Genomic DNA, 16,123 nt, shown 5'->3' on the forward strand with positions numbered 1-16,123 from the left:
ATGTTTTTTTGATGAATGGTTTATCAGAAATCATTCTGGATCGGATGCTTGGTGCTTTTTCATCCATTGAGGCAATGCGGCACTGATTTGTGTCGGCAACACGACATAGTGCTCTTTTGCCAATGCTTCGCCAATCAGGCTATGGAGATAGACAGCCGCGTGGATCGTTTCCTCTGTTTTTTCAAACTGTGCCAAAAAGCTGGTGATCATGCCTGCCAGCGTATCACCCATGCCGCCAGTCGCCATTGCGGGTGTTCCGAGGGGATTTTGGGCGATGCTGCTGCCGTAAATTTGTGTGCGATGGCTTTTTAAGACTACCAGACTTCCGAGTTTTTGTTGGGCTTGCTGGTTGTTTTCTTCTGTCTGGTCGGCAATTGCCAGTCCGCTGAGCCGTTGCCATTCCATCTGATGCGGCGTGAAGACGACTTGTTCAGGAAAGGGGATGATCAGCGGATATTTGGCAGCCAAATTGATCGCCGAACCATCGATCACCAACCATTGGTGTTCTTTTTGGGCAGAAACGATCCGCTGCAGCAGATCAAAATTGCTTTTTCCTTCGCCTAATCCAGGACCAATCAGTAGGACGTCTGCCGATTCGGTGACCGTATCGATCAGTTCTGTTTGCTGCCAATCGACAAACATCGCTTCAGGCAAGCGGGCGTGCAGGGCGGTTCGGTTGACGCCATCGGAGATCACGGTGGTCAAACCAGTTCCCCCATACACACAGGCTTGCGCAGCCATTAAGATCGCCCCACCGAATTGGCGGTTGCCCCCTACTAAAACGGCTCGGCCAAAAGTGCCTTTGTGGCTTTTTGTCGGGCGCTGTTGGATCACTTTGGATAAAATTGCAGAATCAAGTTGCTCCATGCAATGACTCCTTTCGTTAATCAAAATCGAGTTATATTTATTATACCTGTTTCCTAGAAATTTCATAGAAAAGACCCATGGAAAAAGGCGCAATTTTTTTTCCTTTTTTGGTTTAAGAGTGTTATCATAAATAGCGAGAACAGAAATGGAGGGAACACTATGACAATCGATTGGAAAAAAGAGGTCGAAGCCCGCAAAGACGATTTGCTGAACGACTTGATTGATCTATTGAAAGTGAAAAGTGAAAGAGAAGATGATAAAGCGACTGCGGATGCGCCATTTGGTCCTGGACCTCGTGATGCGTTGCTACACATGCTAGCTTATGGCGAACGTGATGGCTTCACAGTCAAAAACGTCGATAACTACGCTGGTCACATCGAATTTGGTGAAGGAGACGAAACATTAGGGATCTTCGGCCACATGGATGTTGTTCCTGCAGGTGACGGCTGGTCAACCGATCCTTATGATCCAGTCATCAATGACAACAAAATCTATGCTCGTGGTTCTTCTGATGATAAAGGTCCTTCAATGGCTGCCTATTATGGGATGAAGATCATCAAAGAATTAGGCTTGCCATTATCGAAAAAAATCCGTTTTGTCGTTGGTTCTGATGAAGAAAGCGGCTGGGCAGATATGGATTACTACTTTGAGCATGAAGAAAAGCCTGATTTTGGCTTCTCACCAGATGCCAATTTCCCAATCATTAATGGAGAAAAAGGAAATGTGACATTAGGGATCCATTTCCAAGGCAACAATGAAGGAGACTTCACGCTGCAAAGCTTTACTGCTGGCTTGCGAGAAAATATGGTACCAGGAACGGCAACAGCAAGCTTCATTGCTCCATCAACAGAAGAAGCATTAGCGATCGAAAAAGCCTTTTTCGATTACGTTGAAGCCAATCCAGTGACGGGGACGATTGAAACAGAAAATGAACAAGTGACGATCGAATTAGTCGGTAAAGGTGCTCATGGTGCCAGCCCACAATCAGGAATCAATGCGGGGACTTTCTTAGCAGTCTTCTTAGATAACTATGCCTTTGGCGGCGGCGCAAAACAATTCATCCATGCAGCAGCAGCCTATGTCCATGAAGATTTCTACGGTGAAAAATTAGGTGTGGCGTACGAAGACGAAAAAATGGGTAAATTGACCATGAATGCTGGCTTGTTTGCTTTCAAAGCGAACCAAGCAGGAACGCAAGCAGACAACTTTATCGCATTGAACTTCCGTTATCCTAAAGGCGTAACTGCGGAAGGACTTGAAATCGGTGTGGAACGCACCGTCGGTATGGAAGGGGCAACCGTTACCCGCAATGACCGCAACATGGAACCTCACTACGTGCCAGCAGATGATCCATTGGTAGAAACTTTATTGGCGGTTTATGAAGAACACACTGGCGAAAAAGGCTTCGAACAAATCATCGGCGGCGGCACATACGGCCGTCTATTGAAACGCGGCGTTGCCTATGGCGCAATGTTCCCTGGCTATGTCGACACCATGCACCAAGCCAATGAATTCATGAGCTTGGATGACCTCTTCAACGCAGCGGTGATCTATGCAGATGCTATCTACCGTTTGGCGAAATAAAGAGACATTGATTGGGTCTGTTCACTCGCTAAATAAATACAATTGAACGTTTCGTGCGGCATTCTCGTATCTTTTTCATGTGAGAGAATGCCGCACTTTTTTAGTATAGAATAGCGGGCTGAGTAGTAAAAAACACCTCATAGTGATGAGGTGTAGAAGCAATCAGTCTTTACATTTTTTCTTTAGGATTGCGTCAGTGAGGATTTCTGAAAAATCTAAATGCATAGTTCGTCCTAGTTTATCCGCCCATTGAGGAATCGCCAGTTTTTTCTCGACGAAGGTTTGATTCTCTAAATATTCTGAAACATCGACAAGGACCATCGATAGAAATGATTTTTCTTTATCGTAATCGAATTCAAAATCTAAATCGTCTATAAATGGATTGTTCGCTTCCAGTGATAAACAATTAATGGGGGTAGAGAGCGGAATCTCCCGATTATTTTCAATACAATCTGCCAAAACGATTCCGAGCCAATCGGATGCCATGAATAAAGCATCGGCGATGTCTAAGCCTTGAGTGCCGACTTGCTCAGGAAAATCAGGAAAAGAAATAAAATACTTCACTTCGCTTCCGTCTGTATCGGTGTAATAAAACAATGCAGGGTAACTTGCTAACATAGTGTACAACTCCTTTTTCGCGATTCTCTACAGATCTGATTACAATGGTAGCGCTCTTATTTTTTACTAGTACCCAGTAGTCTTAAGCAAGAGTTGTCGCTTTTTCAATTGTACCAGTGTCATAAATACTGAACAATAGGCAATTTTTTTTAAGAGGAGAGTATCAATTCAGAAATTCTGATGATTGAAAGAACATCATCTTTTGTGGTAATTTAAAAATCTTTGTGTCTATTATCAATGAAAATGTTCTATTTTATTATTGACATCAAATCATCTGAATGATTTACTTTTTGTAAGGAGTTGAAAAGTGATGCCTGATTTGGTGAAATTTATTTTGGTTATTCTGGCGATTTGGGTGGTTTATCAAGTATTTACGACGATTTTATTTACCCTTTCCCAAAAAGCAGTTGCCAAACGAATCAAAAGCGGGAAGATGTCTGATCAGCAGTTGGCGAATTTGTACCACGCTGTAGCACGAGCAAATCAAGGAAGCAATTTCCAAGCGATTTTCTCTTATGGGCTCTTTTACCGCAGCCATGCAAAGCAAAGTGATGCGATCTATGAACTGTATCGCGCAGAAATGGCGAAAAGAAATCTGCTGTAACCAACTGTGAAGCAGCTGCTTTCGAGAATATTGCTCGAAGTAAAAAAGCCTAGGTCCTGCACAACAAGTGCAGAACCTAGGCTTTTTTGGTATTTACTGGGCAGCAAGCTGTGACAGATAAACACAGCTCCTTGCTGCAGCTATTTCTTGTCTTTGCTGCTTTTTTGATCCATGCCCGCACCGATCGCTACACCTAGTGCGATGCCTAAACCCATGCCTAATGCTAGATTGTCAAAAAACAGCAGCCCAAATGCAGCACCTAATGCCATTCCGACACCGATCCCCAGTCCCATATTGTTAGAAGCGGCTTCCTTTTCTTTAGACGTTTGCGGCGGTTTTTTCGTCATTGTGAAAAACCCCTTTCTTTTTAGTATAGAGGGGTTTCGTTTGGATGACAAATATTCGAACTGCTGCTCAGTGATATGCATCAGGAGAGTGCAACCGCTAAGTATGGCAAACGGGTTGAGCCATTGGTCTATCTTCCGCCGGGCAAATAGTTACGCTCGGGGTTGTAGCGGCGAATGATCTTATTTTCAGCGAGTACGTGCTCATAATAATAAACAGGCGCATCCTTAGTCTCTAGTCGAAAAACAAAGACGAGCGGAACCTTTAAGACGGAATAGCGCGCGGGGATCGCAATATACGATTTTTGATTGCGCTCCATCGTCAGTGCGAATTCATCAAACAAAAGCGCCACTGGTGTGGGAAAGTTTACCAATTCATAATAGTGTTTTTCAAATGCATAGGTTTCTTGTTTTGCATAAGCGATTTTTGCAGCTGGCATACACATTCACCTCACTTGAATTATACGAACGTTTGTTCTGTTTGTAAAGTGAAAAATCACCAAGCGAGGAAAAAGGGGGCGTTCTCTATGAAAAAGATGTTTTGCTAACAAGAAATTTGCTACACTAGAGAAAAGAAGGAATCAAAAAGGAGCAGATACCATGGATTACGAACGTTTCGCACGATTGCAGGCACGCTTTGCCGATGAAAAACTGCTGACCAAAGAAGGGGTCTATCGGTTGCGTTTGTCAGGGAAGGCGCAGTTCGAACTAGCCTTTATCAAAACCGGACCCTGTGGCGAGTCTGTCTACCAGCCGCTGATCAAGGGCACTTTTGCTGAAAAAGAAGCAATCCCTACCTATTTGCTGGATCTTGCGGCGCAGCCTATGACGCAAATCAGTCAGCGAACCTCCGAAAATGAAGCAGTGTTAGATAAAGCGTTAGTAGAATTAATGGAAAAATGTGAGCAGGCAGTTGCCGTCAACGAAGCCGCACAAGAAGCCACACGTTAATTAGCGCGACAAAGATACAAGAGCCGCCTGAACTTGATTTTTTACACTAAGCAAAAAACGATCCTGACAAGATTCCTTGCCAAAGATCGTTTTTTATTTTCCCGTGGAAATTAGTGTCCTCATTCGCCGAAGTGGTCTGAGAAGCCTTGTTGCTTCATAAAGGCAGCGACATCTGGACGTCGCGGTTCACGGAAAAATCCCGTCATTTTCGTTTGCCAATTGGTTTGCTGTTGATTGCTGCTGCGCTGTGCATAATAGGCTTCTGTTGTTTGGTTGTACTGAGCTGTTTGCTCCTGCGTCAGCGGTTGATACTGATCGACACTTACGATCGCTTCTTGGGGCAAGCGGACTTTCGGCTCATTTCTGTGTTGCGGATAGCCGATCGTTAAACCGAATAACGGAAACGTCAATTTTGGTAAGCCGACAAGTTCTGCGATACGAGGCAAATCATTGCGGATGCCGCCGATGTAACAAATTCCTAAGTCTTGTGCTTCAGCGTAAGCTACCATATTTTGGGCAGCGATGGTCGTATCAACGACAGACACAATAAATGGTTCCATCGTGGTTAAGTGGGTATCAGGCACCCCTGCTTGGGTCAGCAGCTGCTGGTGTTTATGTAAGTCGGCGACAAAAAGATAGAAGACGCCCGTTCGAGTGATGTAATTTGGGGCACCGGCAATTTTTTCGATGGCAGCCAGTTTTTCAGGATCACTGACCTCAATGATCGAATAGGCTTGAACAAAGTTCGAACTGGAACCGCTCTGGGCAACCGTTACTAATTTTTGCTTGAGTTCCTTTGATAGTGGGCGGGGTTGAAAATCTCGGACAGAGCTGTGGCGGGTAAAAGTATCAAAAAGATCCATCGTTTTTCCTCCTGTAACGTACAAATTTCTTTCTTCCTTAGTGTAACAGAAAAAAAGGAATGGGGACAAAAAGAATGTTTTCAAAAAATTTTCAAATTGATGTTTTATAGTTGCCAAGCACAAAAGTTTCCGTTATGATAATGATACATTCTTATTATTATTCCTTAGGGGAGTAACCGGTGGCGCAAGCTGCGATAATATCAACAGTAAGTAAGCTGGCGACAGCTTTCTGGTATTATTTGAAATGGTGAGACCTAAGACAAGCGTATACTTGTCTTAGGTCTCTTTTTTTCTAGCAGAGTGCCTAAGGAAAATAAAATTAAAAGGGGCAAAAAAATTGGCGAAAGAAATGTATCAAAAAGAAATCTCGGAAATTATGGCAGAGGTCCAGAGCAGTCCAGAGGGGTTGACGCAGCAAGAGGCAGCCAAGCGGTTAGAAAATGGCTTGAACCAGCTGAAGGAAGCACCTAAGAAATCTAGCTTTGCCTTATTCTTAGATACCTTCAAAGATGCGATGGTGATCGTCTTGCTGATCGTGGCAATCATCCAAATGGTTATGGGTGCCCACGTTGAGTCGATCGTTATCTTCGCAGTACTCTTGTTGAATTCCGTCGTCAGTGTGATTCAAACGAAAAAAGCCGAAGGGTCGTTAGACGCCTTGAAAAGCCTATCGGCACCAGATGCTAACGTCATTCGGGATGGCAAAGAACAAAGTGTGCTGGCGAAAGAATTGGTTGTCGGTGATATCGTTATTTTAGAAGCTGGGGACTATGTACCAGCAGATGGTCGATTGATCGAAGAGGGTTCTTTGAAGGTCGATGAAGGAATGCTGACCGGGGAATCAACGCCAGCGGAAAAAGAATTAGGTGTGATCGATCGTACCGCACCGATCGGCGACCGTGACAACATGGTCTTCAGTGGAACGATCGTCACTTATGGGCGTGGTCGGTTTATCGTAACTGCGACTGGTAATGTGACGGAAATCGGTCAAGTGGCTGGCTTATTGGAAAGTACAGTTGAACACAAAACACCATTGCAAAGAGGATTAGACAGCTTCAGTAAAAAACTGAGCTTGGCGATTTTAGTCCTTTCATTGATTATTTTAGGGGTTCAAGTCGCACGGTTGTTCTTAGGTGACGGAACAGGTGATATGACACAAGACTTAGTCAACGCCTTTATGTTTGCGGTAGCCGTAGCCGTTGCAGCGATTCCAGAAGCCTTGCAATCGATCGTGACGATCGTTCTTTCGATCGGAACAAAACAAATGGCGAAGCGTCATGCCATCATTCGAAAACTACCAGCGGTTGAAACATTGGGTTCAACGAGTATCGTTTGTACCGATAAGACCGGGACTTTGACCCAAAACAAAATGACCGTTGTTGACTACTATTTACCAAATGGGCAAACGGGCACGTTCTCCGATGAGCCAACTACCTGGACATTGCCTGAAAAACGCTTAGTAGAGATCAGTGTCTTGGCCAATGATGCTGCCATCAGTGAAGATGGGGCGAAGCTAGGAGACCCTACTGAAATTGCTTTTCTGGATTACAGTGAGAAACTAAATCAGCCTTATCGGGCAATTCGTCAACAGTTTCCTCGTTTGCAAGAATTGCCTTTCGATTCTGATCGTAAATTGATGTCAACCTTACATGAGATCGATGGCGAACATTTATTGTTGACCAAAGGTGGGCCAGACATCGTCTTTGGCCGCAGTACCAAAGTCTTGATCGATGATCAAGTCGTGCCTTTAACAGATGAAATCAAGCAGAAATTGCAGCATCAAAACGAAGAATTCTCAAAACGGGCCTTACGGGTCTTGGCGTTTGCTTACCGTCCATTGACCGATGCCCAATCACGAGAATTGACACTTGAGGATGAAAATGAGCTGATTTTAGTTGGTTTGATGGCGATGATCGATCCTCCTCGTAAAGAAGTCAAACAAGCCGTAGCGGATGCTAAATCTGCCGGTATCAAAACAGTTATGATCACAGGGGACCACAAAACGACAGCCGTGGCGATCGCACAAGAGATCGGTATTTCAGCCGAGGGCGACTTAGCCTTGACTGGTACGGAATTGGATGCTCTTTCTGAAACCGAACTAGCGGATCAATTAGACAAAATCACAGTCTATGCTCGTGTTTCGCCAGAAAACAAAATCCGTATCGTGCGGGCTTGGCAAGACAAAGGCAAGATCTCTGCCATGACCGGGGATGGGGTCAATGATGCACCCGCCTTGAAACAAGCGGATATCGGGATCGCAATGGGAACTGGAACGGACGTTGCCAAAGACGCAGCGGCGATGGTCTTGACGGATGACAACTTTGCCTCGATCATTCGAGCCGTAGAAGTTGGCCGAAACGTCTTTGACAACATCAAAAAAGCCATTTCCTATTTGTTTGCTGGAAACTTAGGTGCGATCATTGCGATCGTCTTTGCCTTAGTGATGGGTTGGGACAATCCATTTACTGCCTTGCAGCTACTCTTTATCAACCTAGTCAACGACTCATTACCAGCGATTGCTCTAGGAATGGAAAAGGCCGAACCAACGATCATGCAGCGCCAGCCAAGAGATCCAAATGCTGGTATCTTCACTGGAAAAACATTGATCTCAGTAACGTATCGCGGTATTTTGATTGCCGCTGTCGTGATTTTGGCACAATGGTTAGGAATGAACCAATCACCTGAATTAGGTGTAGCGATGGCCTTCTCAACACTTATCTGGAGCCGAACATTGCAAACATTACCAGCACGCTCAAACACTGAGACTGCTTGGCAAGCTGGCCTTTTTGCCAATAAAATGGTATGGCTGGCGATCGTCGTTTGTGGTGGACTATACAGCATTACCTTGATTCCTGGCATCCGTGAAGTCTTTGCGATTCCAGCAACCTTCACTTTAGGACATGTCGGTCTATGTATCGCAATGGCTGCTGTGGCAGTTGTTTTGATGGAAATCACGAAACTGATTATTATTGCCGTTCAAAAACGTCAAGGAAACGCCTAAAGCAAAAAACGTATCGATCGTTTGATCGATACGTTTTTTTGTCGTTTATCCTCACTGCTTAGTTGATTTTTTTCAGCTGACTGATTTGGGCAGCGACTTGCTTCAAGAAGGCTTCTTGACTAGCCGGCTGTTCTTGGCTGTAAAGGTAGGCTTCGTATTGCTGCGTCAAGTGGATAAAATCACCATGGAACAGTGGATAGAATGCTTCGAGTCGTTGGGCATAATCGATCAACGGCTCCGCCTCGTTACGGTACAGAACTTTCGTCGTTTGCCGCAAAAACAAAGGATAGGCAGCAACTAGCGGCTGTTTGTTAAAGCGGCAGATCAACCATAAATGAATACGGAAAAACGAATGGCGGAAATAGAAAAGTAGGCCAAGTCCTAGTATAGCTAAGCCTCCAAAGAAGCCATTGCGCAGCGTTTGTTTCAGCTCCTCAGTCAACCAAACGTCATCGGTAACCGCGGCTGTTGCAGAACTGCTGGTCGTGGTTTCACTGCTTTCTGTTTCCCTGCTGCTCGTTGGTGTTGTTTCACTGCTAGCGGTCGGCGTTTCTTCGGAGCTAGTAGATTCTTGCGTCAACACGGGACGATCTGGATTTTGGAAACTAGGGGTCGGTTCGAAAGGCACCCAACCGTATCCGTCAAAGTAGACCTCCACCCATGAGTGGGCATTCAAGTTGCGAACGGTATAGGTAGTGATGCCGTTTTCTGTCGCAGGAGATCCAGGAGAAAAGCCTTTTGCCCAGCGAGCAGGGATCTCTAAACTCCGTAGTAGCACGACCATTGCCGTGGAAAAATTGTCGCAGTAGCCGACTTGTGATTCAAATAAAAATTGATCAACATAATCTTGCTCTTCTGCAGGCACGACGGCATCGGTTTTGGAATAGCGGAATACTAGCGGATCTTTCAGATAGCTTTCAACCGCCGTGACTTGATCAAACAGACTGTTGCTGTCAGCGGTGATCTCAGCTGCGAGATCTCGTACCCGCTGCGGCAAAGAATCGGGTAACTGGATATAATCGATCGGAGAATCCGGATAGATCAAAGGCAGATTTTGGAGATTTTCTGCGGCAAAATCTGGATGGTCCCAATCGAGGGTCAAGGTGGTGTCTGGGAGTGGATCAATGAGATCGACCCGCTGGATGGCGTCGCTGATCTGAAACCCGCGAGCACCGTTTTCAAGGGACAACGTGCTGCGTCCATAGGGCAATGGGACATAGTCTCCATGGTTTTGAAATTGGACCCGAACAGACTCGTTCTCAAGATAGGCTTGCTGATAGTTTTGATCCGCGATCGTGACGCCCTCTGCTTCTAAGCGAGCCTCTTCGCGGCTCGTACTGATCCAGCCTTTACCAGAATAAAAATCTTTGCTTTCCACCCGCCAGTAATGCGGGGTTTCTTGTTGTGCTTCAAATAAAATCGTCGCATCATCCAGTAGTGGTCCACCTAATTGACGGTCGTTTTCACTGAATCCAGTGCGAGAGCCGCTGGGCGTGCCATGTTCTTCAATAAATTGATAAAAACCCAGCTGATTCAGATTTGTCCGTATAGGCGTGGAACGGGCTGCCAACTGTTCCCGCAGGCTCGTTTGCGGCAAGTAGACAGCAGTGACGGCTAATCCACCAATCAATAGCATCACAGCGAACCAGGGAGCGATCGTTTGACTGGATTGAAAGACGCTGCGCTGGATCAGTGAAGAAGCCAAGGCACAAAGAAAAATACCCATCAAATGCCACGTCAGATCAAATTGATTAAAAATCACGACTGTTAGCAAGTAGCCGATCATGGTAGCGTAAATCAAGAAAAAGCGTTGATAAGCGATCGGTAAGATCGCTAAAAACAAAACCCAACTAACGATCAATGTCACCGCCGCCAGTTCGGTGATATAGCCGACTTCACCGCTGAGGATTTCTTGAAAGGCACGGTGCAGGTCTAGCCAAAAACGCAACAGCCAATCAAAAGAAAAGGCAGTCCCATAAGGAAAGATCCGATACAAGACGATCAGCCAAGCGGCTGCCAGCAAAGGCAAACTGTAACGGACTTTCGGCACCACGGTCAAAATCAAACAGACACTAAAGGCATAAGTTAAAAGGGTGAACTGATTGCCAAGGTCATAAACTGCGATAAACGGCAAGATCACCAGTGATAGACTGAGAAAGGTCAGAAGACCAATCAGCGCTTTCTTAATAAATCTCATCCTACCGCCTCCTCAAGTTTATTCAACTGCCTCATTAAATCAGCGTAGGTAAACACTTGGCAGCTGTTTTTTGCTTCCAACTGACTGAGGTAGTCTTCCAGTTGTGGGGTGAAAACCGGGGTAATGAAGACAAGATGGCTGCCAGTCAAAAGCGGTACCCCTTCAGGAACTTTCTCGAAGGGAAGGATCTGGGCATAGGCAGCGGCATCCGTTTGGTAAGGAGAAGTCAATCCGTCACCAATCAAGAGCGGCTGAAAAAGTCGTTGATTTTGCGAGAAATGGTGGATCGAATAAAACAGTGTCAAAGTCTCTTCAAAAGCAGGATGATCTTCTCCCCAAAAGAGCAGAACGATGTCTTGTTCTTCTTCATGTTCTCGTTCGCGATAGATCAATTCCTGTTGTTTGCTGGATAATTTCCAATCGATATTTTTTAATGAATCCCCTAACTGGTATTGACGGAACTGTCGAATAGAAAAATTGGGTTCCCCGTGGGTTTGGCTGCGGACTTGCTGTTTAAAAAATGGCAGCAGGGTAACGGCTTCTGGCGCCAATTTAGGCAGGATCAAAATCGATTGTTTCGCAACTGCAGCGTAGCTTTTTTCAAAAAAGCCAAAGAGATCCTGGCTGTACAATTGAACGGGCAATTCTTCATAGATGCCTCGCTCCTTTGGGGTCCAAGGCAGCTGCAGCCGAATCAGATTGCCTCGATAAAAGGCGCTGTGATGACTTTCCTTGAAACGATCGTCAAATTGTAAGGTGAAATCGACCAGCGGCAGCAGCGTCGGGCGATACTTGAAGACTTGCAGCGGTAAGGTGATCGCTGTGTGTGTTTCAGCTTGGATCGATTCTTCTAAAATGATTTGGACCTTCTTGAGGGAGGGGAGCAAGAATACTGCATCAAGCAACAATAACAAAGTCAGTAAAAACCAAAGGCTCCAGCCAGCATTATTATTGAAGATCACACAGTAAGCCAGCAGCAGAAAATAAGCAGCGCTAAACAACAGGAGGCGCAGCAGGCGTTCAAGCTTCTTTTTCTTCATCGCTATCTCCTCGTTGGGACAGGCACTCGTTGGATCATCTGTTTCATCAAGTCTGAAAGGGTCTCCGTGCTGGCATGAACGCCACCTTTCAGTAATAAACGATGACCGAAGACTGCTGGTAAAATTCGCTGCAAGTCTTGCGGCGTGACAAAGGTCCGACCTTCCGTCAATGCTAACGCTTTGGCCCCTTTTAAGAAGGCGATCCCACCACGAGGGCTGATACCAAGGTCAATGGCATTATGCTGACGGCTCGCTTGAACCAGCTGCAATGCGTAACGGGCGACCTGCTCATCGACATACACGTCATCGACCATCGCTTTTAAAGCGGTCACTTCATCAGCATGTAAAATGGTTTGGATCTGATCCAAGCTTTGCTGTCGTTTTCCAGTCAAGAGGGCGAGCTCATCTTGAAAATCTGGGTAACCGATATGCAGGCGGAACAAAAAACGATCCAATTGGGCTTCAGGCAAAGGATACGTTCCTTCATACTCGATTGGATTTTGCGTGGCTAAAACAAAAAAGTGGGGACTCAATGGGTACGTTTGATTGTCGATGGTGACATGATTTTCTGACATGGCTTCTAAGAGTGAGGCTTGCGTCCTTGGTGTGGTTCGGTTGATCTCATCTGCCAAGAGGACGGAGGTGAAGATCGGGCCAGGACGAAACTCGAACTGGTGGCTTTGGGAATTAAAAATCGACACACCTAACACATCGTTAGGTAAAAGGTCTGGGGTAAACTGTACCCGTTTGTAGTCACTTTGAATGGCTTTGGCTAACGATTTGACCAACATCGTTTTCCCAACACCAGGGATATCTTCGAATAAAACGTGTCCGCCAGCAAGCAGCGCAGCCACGGTAAATTGGATCACATCTCGTTTGCCTAAAATCACTTTTTCCACTTCTGCGATCAAGGCATCTATTTTTTGTAATTCAGCGGTCATCTGATAACCTCCCTACGTTCGTTTCTTCCATTGTAACGGTTTTCTAGGACTGTCGCAATTTTCGTGTAACAATTAAAGAAAATTTCAAGAATATTCAAAAAAAGAAAAATCCTTTCTGCGGATTTGCGAAAGAAAAACAAAAAACTCCCGAAGCGTTTCCTCGGAAGTTTGCGTTTGATAGAAAAGAAGCGACTAGAAGGTGTGATGCAAGAGGTCAGTGGCGATCTGGTCCGCCTGCCGTAAATTCCAAGCATCGGTTCCTGGCTGAGCAGTGGCAGCCGTCAGCCAGTGGATGCCTTCTGTGGGAATCCCAAAACAATAGAGGGTAGGGTAAGGACGGTCATCTGGTCCAAGGATCTGATTGGTCTCAGGATCGATGGCGATCGCACCCGTCTCAAAAGGCACCTCATTGGGGATCGCCAACTGGTGCGGGTGAATGATCCGATCGTTTAGCAGTTGCCGCAACAAGGAATTGTTGGTTCGACGAATCGCTGTCGATGGAATGCGAGCCTCAATTAATTGCGTCGCGTGATAGTGTGTGTCGTCAAATCCCTTTGAATACGTACAGTAAGCCTCCTCGATCTCAACAGTCATGTCGGGATCTAGTAAGGTCACCACTCCCGCTTCCATCAATGCCACCAGTTCCTGCAGTCGCTGAACTGGCGGTCCGATCGATAAAAAGCTGTTCAAGGGAACGAAAGACTGCCAAAAGAGTGTTTTCAGGTCTTGTGCTGGCATTAGCTGATGATCGAGAACAAACCGAATCGGGTCCCGCAGATCTTTGAAGACTTCCAAGGCACTGCTGATAGGTCCTGTTAGATTGCCTTTTTCGGCATCTTGGATTTGGGTACGTAATAGTGCAATGAAAAAGTCTTGCAACGACTGTTGCTTTTTCTGAGCAAAGGGGTCGGCTAGTTGTTGCCATGACCACCACTCCGTCGTAGGAAGCTGCCATTTTTTCAGCAAGTCTTCAGATCCTTCCGTGGCAACAAAGGCGGCGGTAAAAGCGGCAAGCTGATCTTTGTCCAGTAGCTGTTTTTCTAAAAGCAGCGTCTGATAATAGACGAGTTCTGCCTCTTTTTTTAAATAGAAGAGTAGGGTCTTGCCAGCAACCGTTTTGGCTGCTTGCCAAGCAGCGAGGCGTTCAGGGGTCAAAAAAACGGGCTTTCGCTGCTGCGTCGGTGTTTTTTGATTGCGGCCACGAGGATGATACGGGACACCCCGACGAGAACCTGCGATGATTTGTGGTTCTTCACCAGAAGGTTGATAGACGAGGGATCCATTGACTTTGACGAAGGTGCCGCTCCGACCGCTGGTCAAGCGGTTGACGTAATCGTAAAAGGCAAGTCCTAGTCCCCGTAAAATCACAGGTTCGCCAGCTTTCACCGCCGTTAGATCCGTATCTGCCGCATTGGCTGGCGGTGCATAAAACCAGCCATTATTTTCTGCGGCCGCCGCCAATCGTTGTTCTGCTGCTGACAGTTGGGCTTGTGAATGGCCTGTAGCTAAGACGACGGCATCAACAAGAAATGTGTGGTGAGCCGTCGTCAACTGGTAGCGATTTTTGGAAAGAGGGGTCAAGGAGCTGACACTGTCTGACAGATGGTTGACGGTAATGGATTCAGGCAGCTCTTTTAATAGCTGCTGATAAAACCACTGCTGATAGAGGCCATATAACGCCCGCGAGCAATGCCCGTTAGGATCAAGTGAATCAAGTGCTGTGCATTCCGCAACGAGCTCAGGGGCATGCGTGGCTGCGAAATGTTTCCCTTCTGTCACTGCCCATTCGTATAAGGTAGGTCCTTTGACCACGGGACCGCCGGTGCTTAATGTGTCATCCGTGAAAAGGGTGACTTGACTGGTTACAGAATTCAATAGCAGATCCGCCGATTGGTCCGTGCGCCAAACTGCCCCAGGAAGAAAGGGATCAAACAGCAGCAAGTCGATGGCTTGTTTGTTTTGTTTGCTATGAGCGATCAGTCGTTCTGAAAGTGAAAGTCCACGAGGACCAGCACCAATGATAGCTATTTTCATATCACACCGCCTCAATTATTCTATGGTCTTTGTGTCATCAACGGGCTAAGTCAAAAGGTGTCTTGCGGAAAATCAGCCAGTGCATGCCTAGCACCATGGCTTCCTCGATGGCATCGATATAATGAAAAGCAGGCTGATTGGGTTGTTGCTGCAGCAATGGATTTTTTTGGATCGCGTCTAAGAGATCGGTTTTTACTGCATCACTGCTGGCTAAAATAATACAGTGGGGGGCAAAAGCTGCATTATAAAATGGCAGTAAGCTTGTCAGACGCTGAACCAAAGCCGTGCGGTCTTGCGGTGCCCCTTGATCCAAGTAGCCGGGCAAAAATTTTGCTTCTCCTGCTAGGGCATCTTTTCCTTCTAAAAGTGCACCATTGACCAGGAGCGTGATACCAGGCATGCTTTTTTCGGGATTGTACATGCCGACGATGGTTTGCTGCAAAGAGATCTGTTGGGCGATGCAATAGCCGATCGTTAAAATATGGGCATCGTTTTGACAGTAGAAGGGCAGTGCAGTGACCTCTGCCACGAGAGCTGCCAGCTGCCAGCCATTGAATTTTTCATACCAGCTGGAAGTCACGGTTCCTCCACTGATTTTTCCTGGTAAAAAGAGGGCGATCTGTTCCACAGAGGGAAATAATGCTAGCTCGTTCGTTACACATTCTTGAAAGCGATGAGGGGCAACATCAGGAAACGGCTGGTCGTGTTTTGCCAAAACCTTCCCCTTGCGGTCGATCAGCATGGACCAAAGAGCCAAGGAACCATCGTGATCGATAAAACTAAGCAAAAGAGAATGGCCTCGGTCTTGGTTGAGCTGATAGGTCACGGCAGGCCGCCCTAGCTCTTTTTGCTCCAGCGGACCTTTAGTGATTTCCCCCTCTGCCAACAATTCTTTTAATAATGAGTTAGTGGTGACCATGCTGATGCCGGTTTTCTTTACTAAATCGGAGGCGAATAATGCCCCGTTTTGAAATAAGGTTTTTAAAACCAGCTGTTTGTTTTGCTGACGAATGGAATGGGTGGTAGAAGCCATAGGTGTTCTCCTTAATGAAGTGATTTAATTAAGTATACCGACGGGA

The 16,123-nt window shown here is 46.1% G+C and carries 14 protein-coding genes; 4 read left to right on the plus strand and 10 right to left on the minus strand.

Features of this window, described 5'->3' with window-relative positions; all coding sequences use genetic code 11:
* Positions 1 to 30: 30 nt before the first annotated feature.
* Entirely contained in the window at positions 31 to 867 is an 837-nt protein-coding gene (locus IGI96_RS12860) for an NAD(P)H-hydrate dehydratase (protein ID WP_086292014.1), read from the minus strand.
* Between the two features lie 159 nt (positions 868 to 1,026).
* On the opposite strand from IGI96_RS12860, the gene pepV reads away from it, so the two are divergent.
* Positions 1,027 to 2,451: a dipeptidase PepV gene (pepV, locus tag IGI96_RS12865; protein ID WP_005225493.1), complete on the plus strand. Its 1,425-nt coding sequence runs from the start codon at positions 1,027 to 1,029 to the stop codon at positions 2,449 to 2,451.
* 162 nt (positions 2,452 to 2,613) lie between these two features.
* Here the strand turns inward: pepV and IGI96_RS12870 are convergent, their stop codons facing one another.
* The gene (locus tag IGI96_RS12870; protein ID WP_060791809.1) at positions 2,614 to 3,069 is read right to left on the minus strand and encodes a type II toxin-antitoxin system HicB family antitoxin; all 456 of its coding nucleotides are present in this window, start codon (positions 3,067 to 3,069) and stop codon (positions 2,614 to 2,616) included.
* A gap of 310 nt (positions 3,070 to 3,379) precedes the next feature.
* Here IGI96_RS12870 and IGI96_RS12875 point away from each other — a divergent pair, with 310 nt between their 5' ends.
* Positions 3,380 to 3,673 carry a hypothetical protein gene (locus IGI96_RS12875; protein ID WP_060791810.1) on the plus strand — a complete coding sequence of 98 codons (294 nt, stop codon included), beginning with the start codon at positions 3,380 to 3,382 and terminating at the stop codon, positions 3,671 to 3,673.
* 140 nt (positions 3,674 to 3,813) lie between these two features.
* Here IGI96_RS12875 and IGI96_RS12880 read toward each other — a convergent pair whose 3' ends face one another.
* Complete coding sequence (locus IGI96_RS12880; RefSeq protein WP_010747766.1) at positions 3,814 to 4,020, minus strand: hypothetical protein; 207 nt, start codon at positions 4,018 to 4,020, stop codon at positions 3,814 to 3,816.
* A gap of 128 nt (positions 4,021 to 4,148) precedes the next feature.
* Positions 4,149 to 4,457, minus strand: a complete 309-nt coding sequence (locus IGI96_RS12885) for a DUF5960 family protein (protein ID WP_008378984.1) — start codon at positions 4,455 to 4,457, stop codon at positions 4,149 to 4,151.
* 160 nt (positions 4,458 to 4,617) lie between these two features.
* Here IGI96_RS12885 and IGI96_RS12890 point away from each other — a divergent pair, with 160 nt between their 5' ends.
* Positions 4,618 to 4,968: a hypothetical protein gene (locus IGI96_RS12890; protein WP_074932192.1), complete on the plus strand. Its 351-nt coding sequence runs from the start codon at positions 4,618 to 4,620 to the stop codon at positions 4,966 to 4,968.
* Positions 4,969 to 5,087: 119 nt separating this feature from the next.
* Here IGI96_RS12890 and IGI96_RS12895 read toward each other — a convergent pair whose 3' ends face one another.
* Positions 5,088 to 5,831: an NADPH-dependent oxidoreductase gene (locus IGI96_RS12895; protein WP_270287957.1), complete on the minus strand. Its 744-nt coding sequence runs from the start codon at positions 5,829 to 5,831 to the stop codon at positions 5,088 to 5,090.
* Positions 5,832 to 6,180: 349 nt separating this feature from the next.
* On the opposite strand from IGI96_RS12895, the gene IGI96_RS12900 reads away from it, so the two are divergent.
* Positions 6,181 to 8,832, plus strand: a complete 2,652-nt coding sequence (locus tag IGI96_RS12900) for a cation-translocating P-type ATPase (protein WP_016608271.1) — start codon at positions 6,181 to 6,183, stop codon at positions 8,830 to 8,832.
* A 58-nt stretch (positions 8,833 to 8,890) separates the two neighbouring features.
* Here the strand turns inward: IGI96_RS12900 and IGI96_RS12905 are convergent, their stop codons facing one another.
* From IGI96_RS12905 to IGI96_RS12925, 5 genes are all read right to left on the minus strand, one after another.
* Positions 8,891 to 11,029, minus strand: coding sequence for a transglutaminase-like domain-containing protein (locus IGI96_RS12905; RefSeq protein ID WP_270287958.1), 2,139 nt, complete (start codon positions 11,027 to 11,029; stop codon positions 8,891 to 8,893).
* Positions 11,026 to 12,069: a DUF58 domain-containing protein gene (locus IGI96_RS12910; protein WP_060791814.1), complete on the minus strand. Its 1,044-nt coding sequence runs from the start codon at positions 12,067 to 12,069 to the stop codon at positions 11,026 to 11,028. The genes IGI96_RS12905 and IGI96_RS12910 overlap by 4 nt, the downstream gene beginning before the upstream one ends.
* A 2-nt stretch (positions 12,070 to 12,071) precedes the next feature.
* Entirely contained in the window at positions 12,072 to 13,010 is a 939-nt protein-coding gene (locus IGI96_RS12915; protein ID WP_060791815.1) for an AAA family ATPase, read from the minus strand.
* Positions 13,011 to 13,202: 192 nt separating this feature from the next.
* Positions 13,203 to 15,044, minus strand: a complete 1,842-nt coding sequence (locus IGI96_RS12920; RefSeq protein ID WP_438785189.1) for an FAD/NAD(P)-binding protein — start codon at positions 15,042 to 15,044, stop codon at positions 13,203 to 13,205.
* A 37-nt stretch (positions 15,045 to 15,081) separates the two neighbouring features.
* On the minus strand, positions 15,082 to 16,077 hold the full coding sequence (locus IGI96_RS12925) for an ROK family protein (protein ID WP_115232098.1): 996 nt from the start codon (positions 16,075 to 16,077) through the stop codon (positions 15,082 to 15,084).
* Positions 16,078 to 16,123: the final 46 nt, after the last annotated feature.

The sequence above is a fragment of the Enterococcus sp. DIV0421 genome, from assembly GCF_051713745.1.
GTDB lineage: Bacteria > Bacillota > Bacilli > Lactobacillales > Enterococcaceae > Enterococcus_D > Enterococcus_D casseliflavus.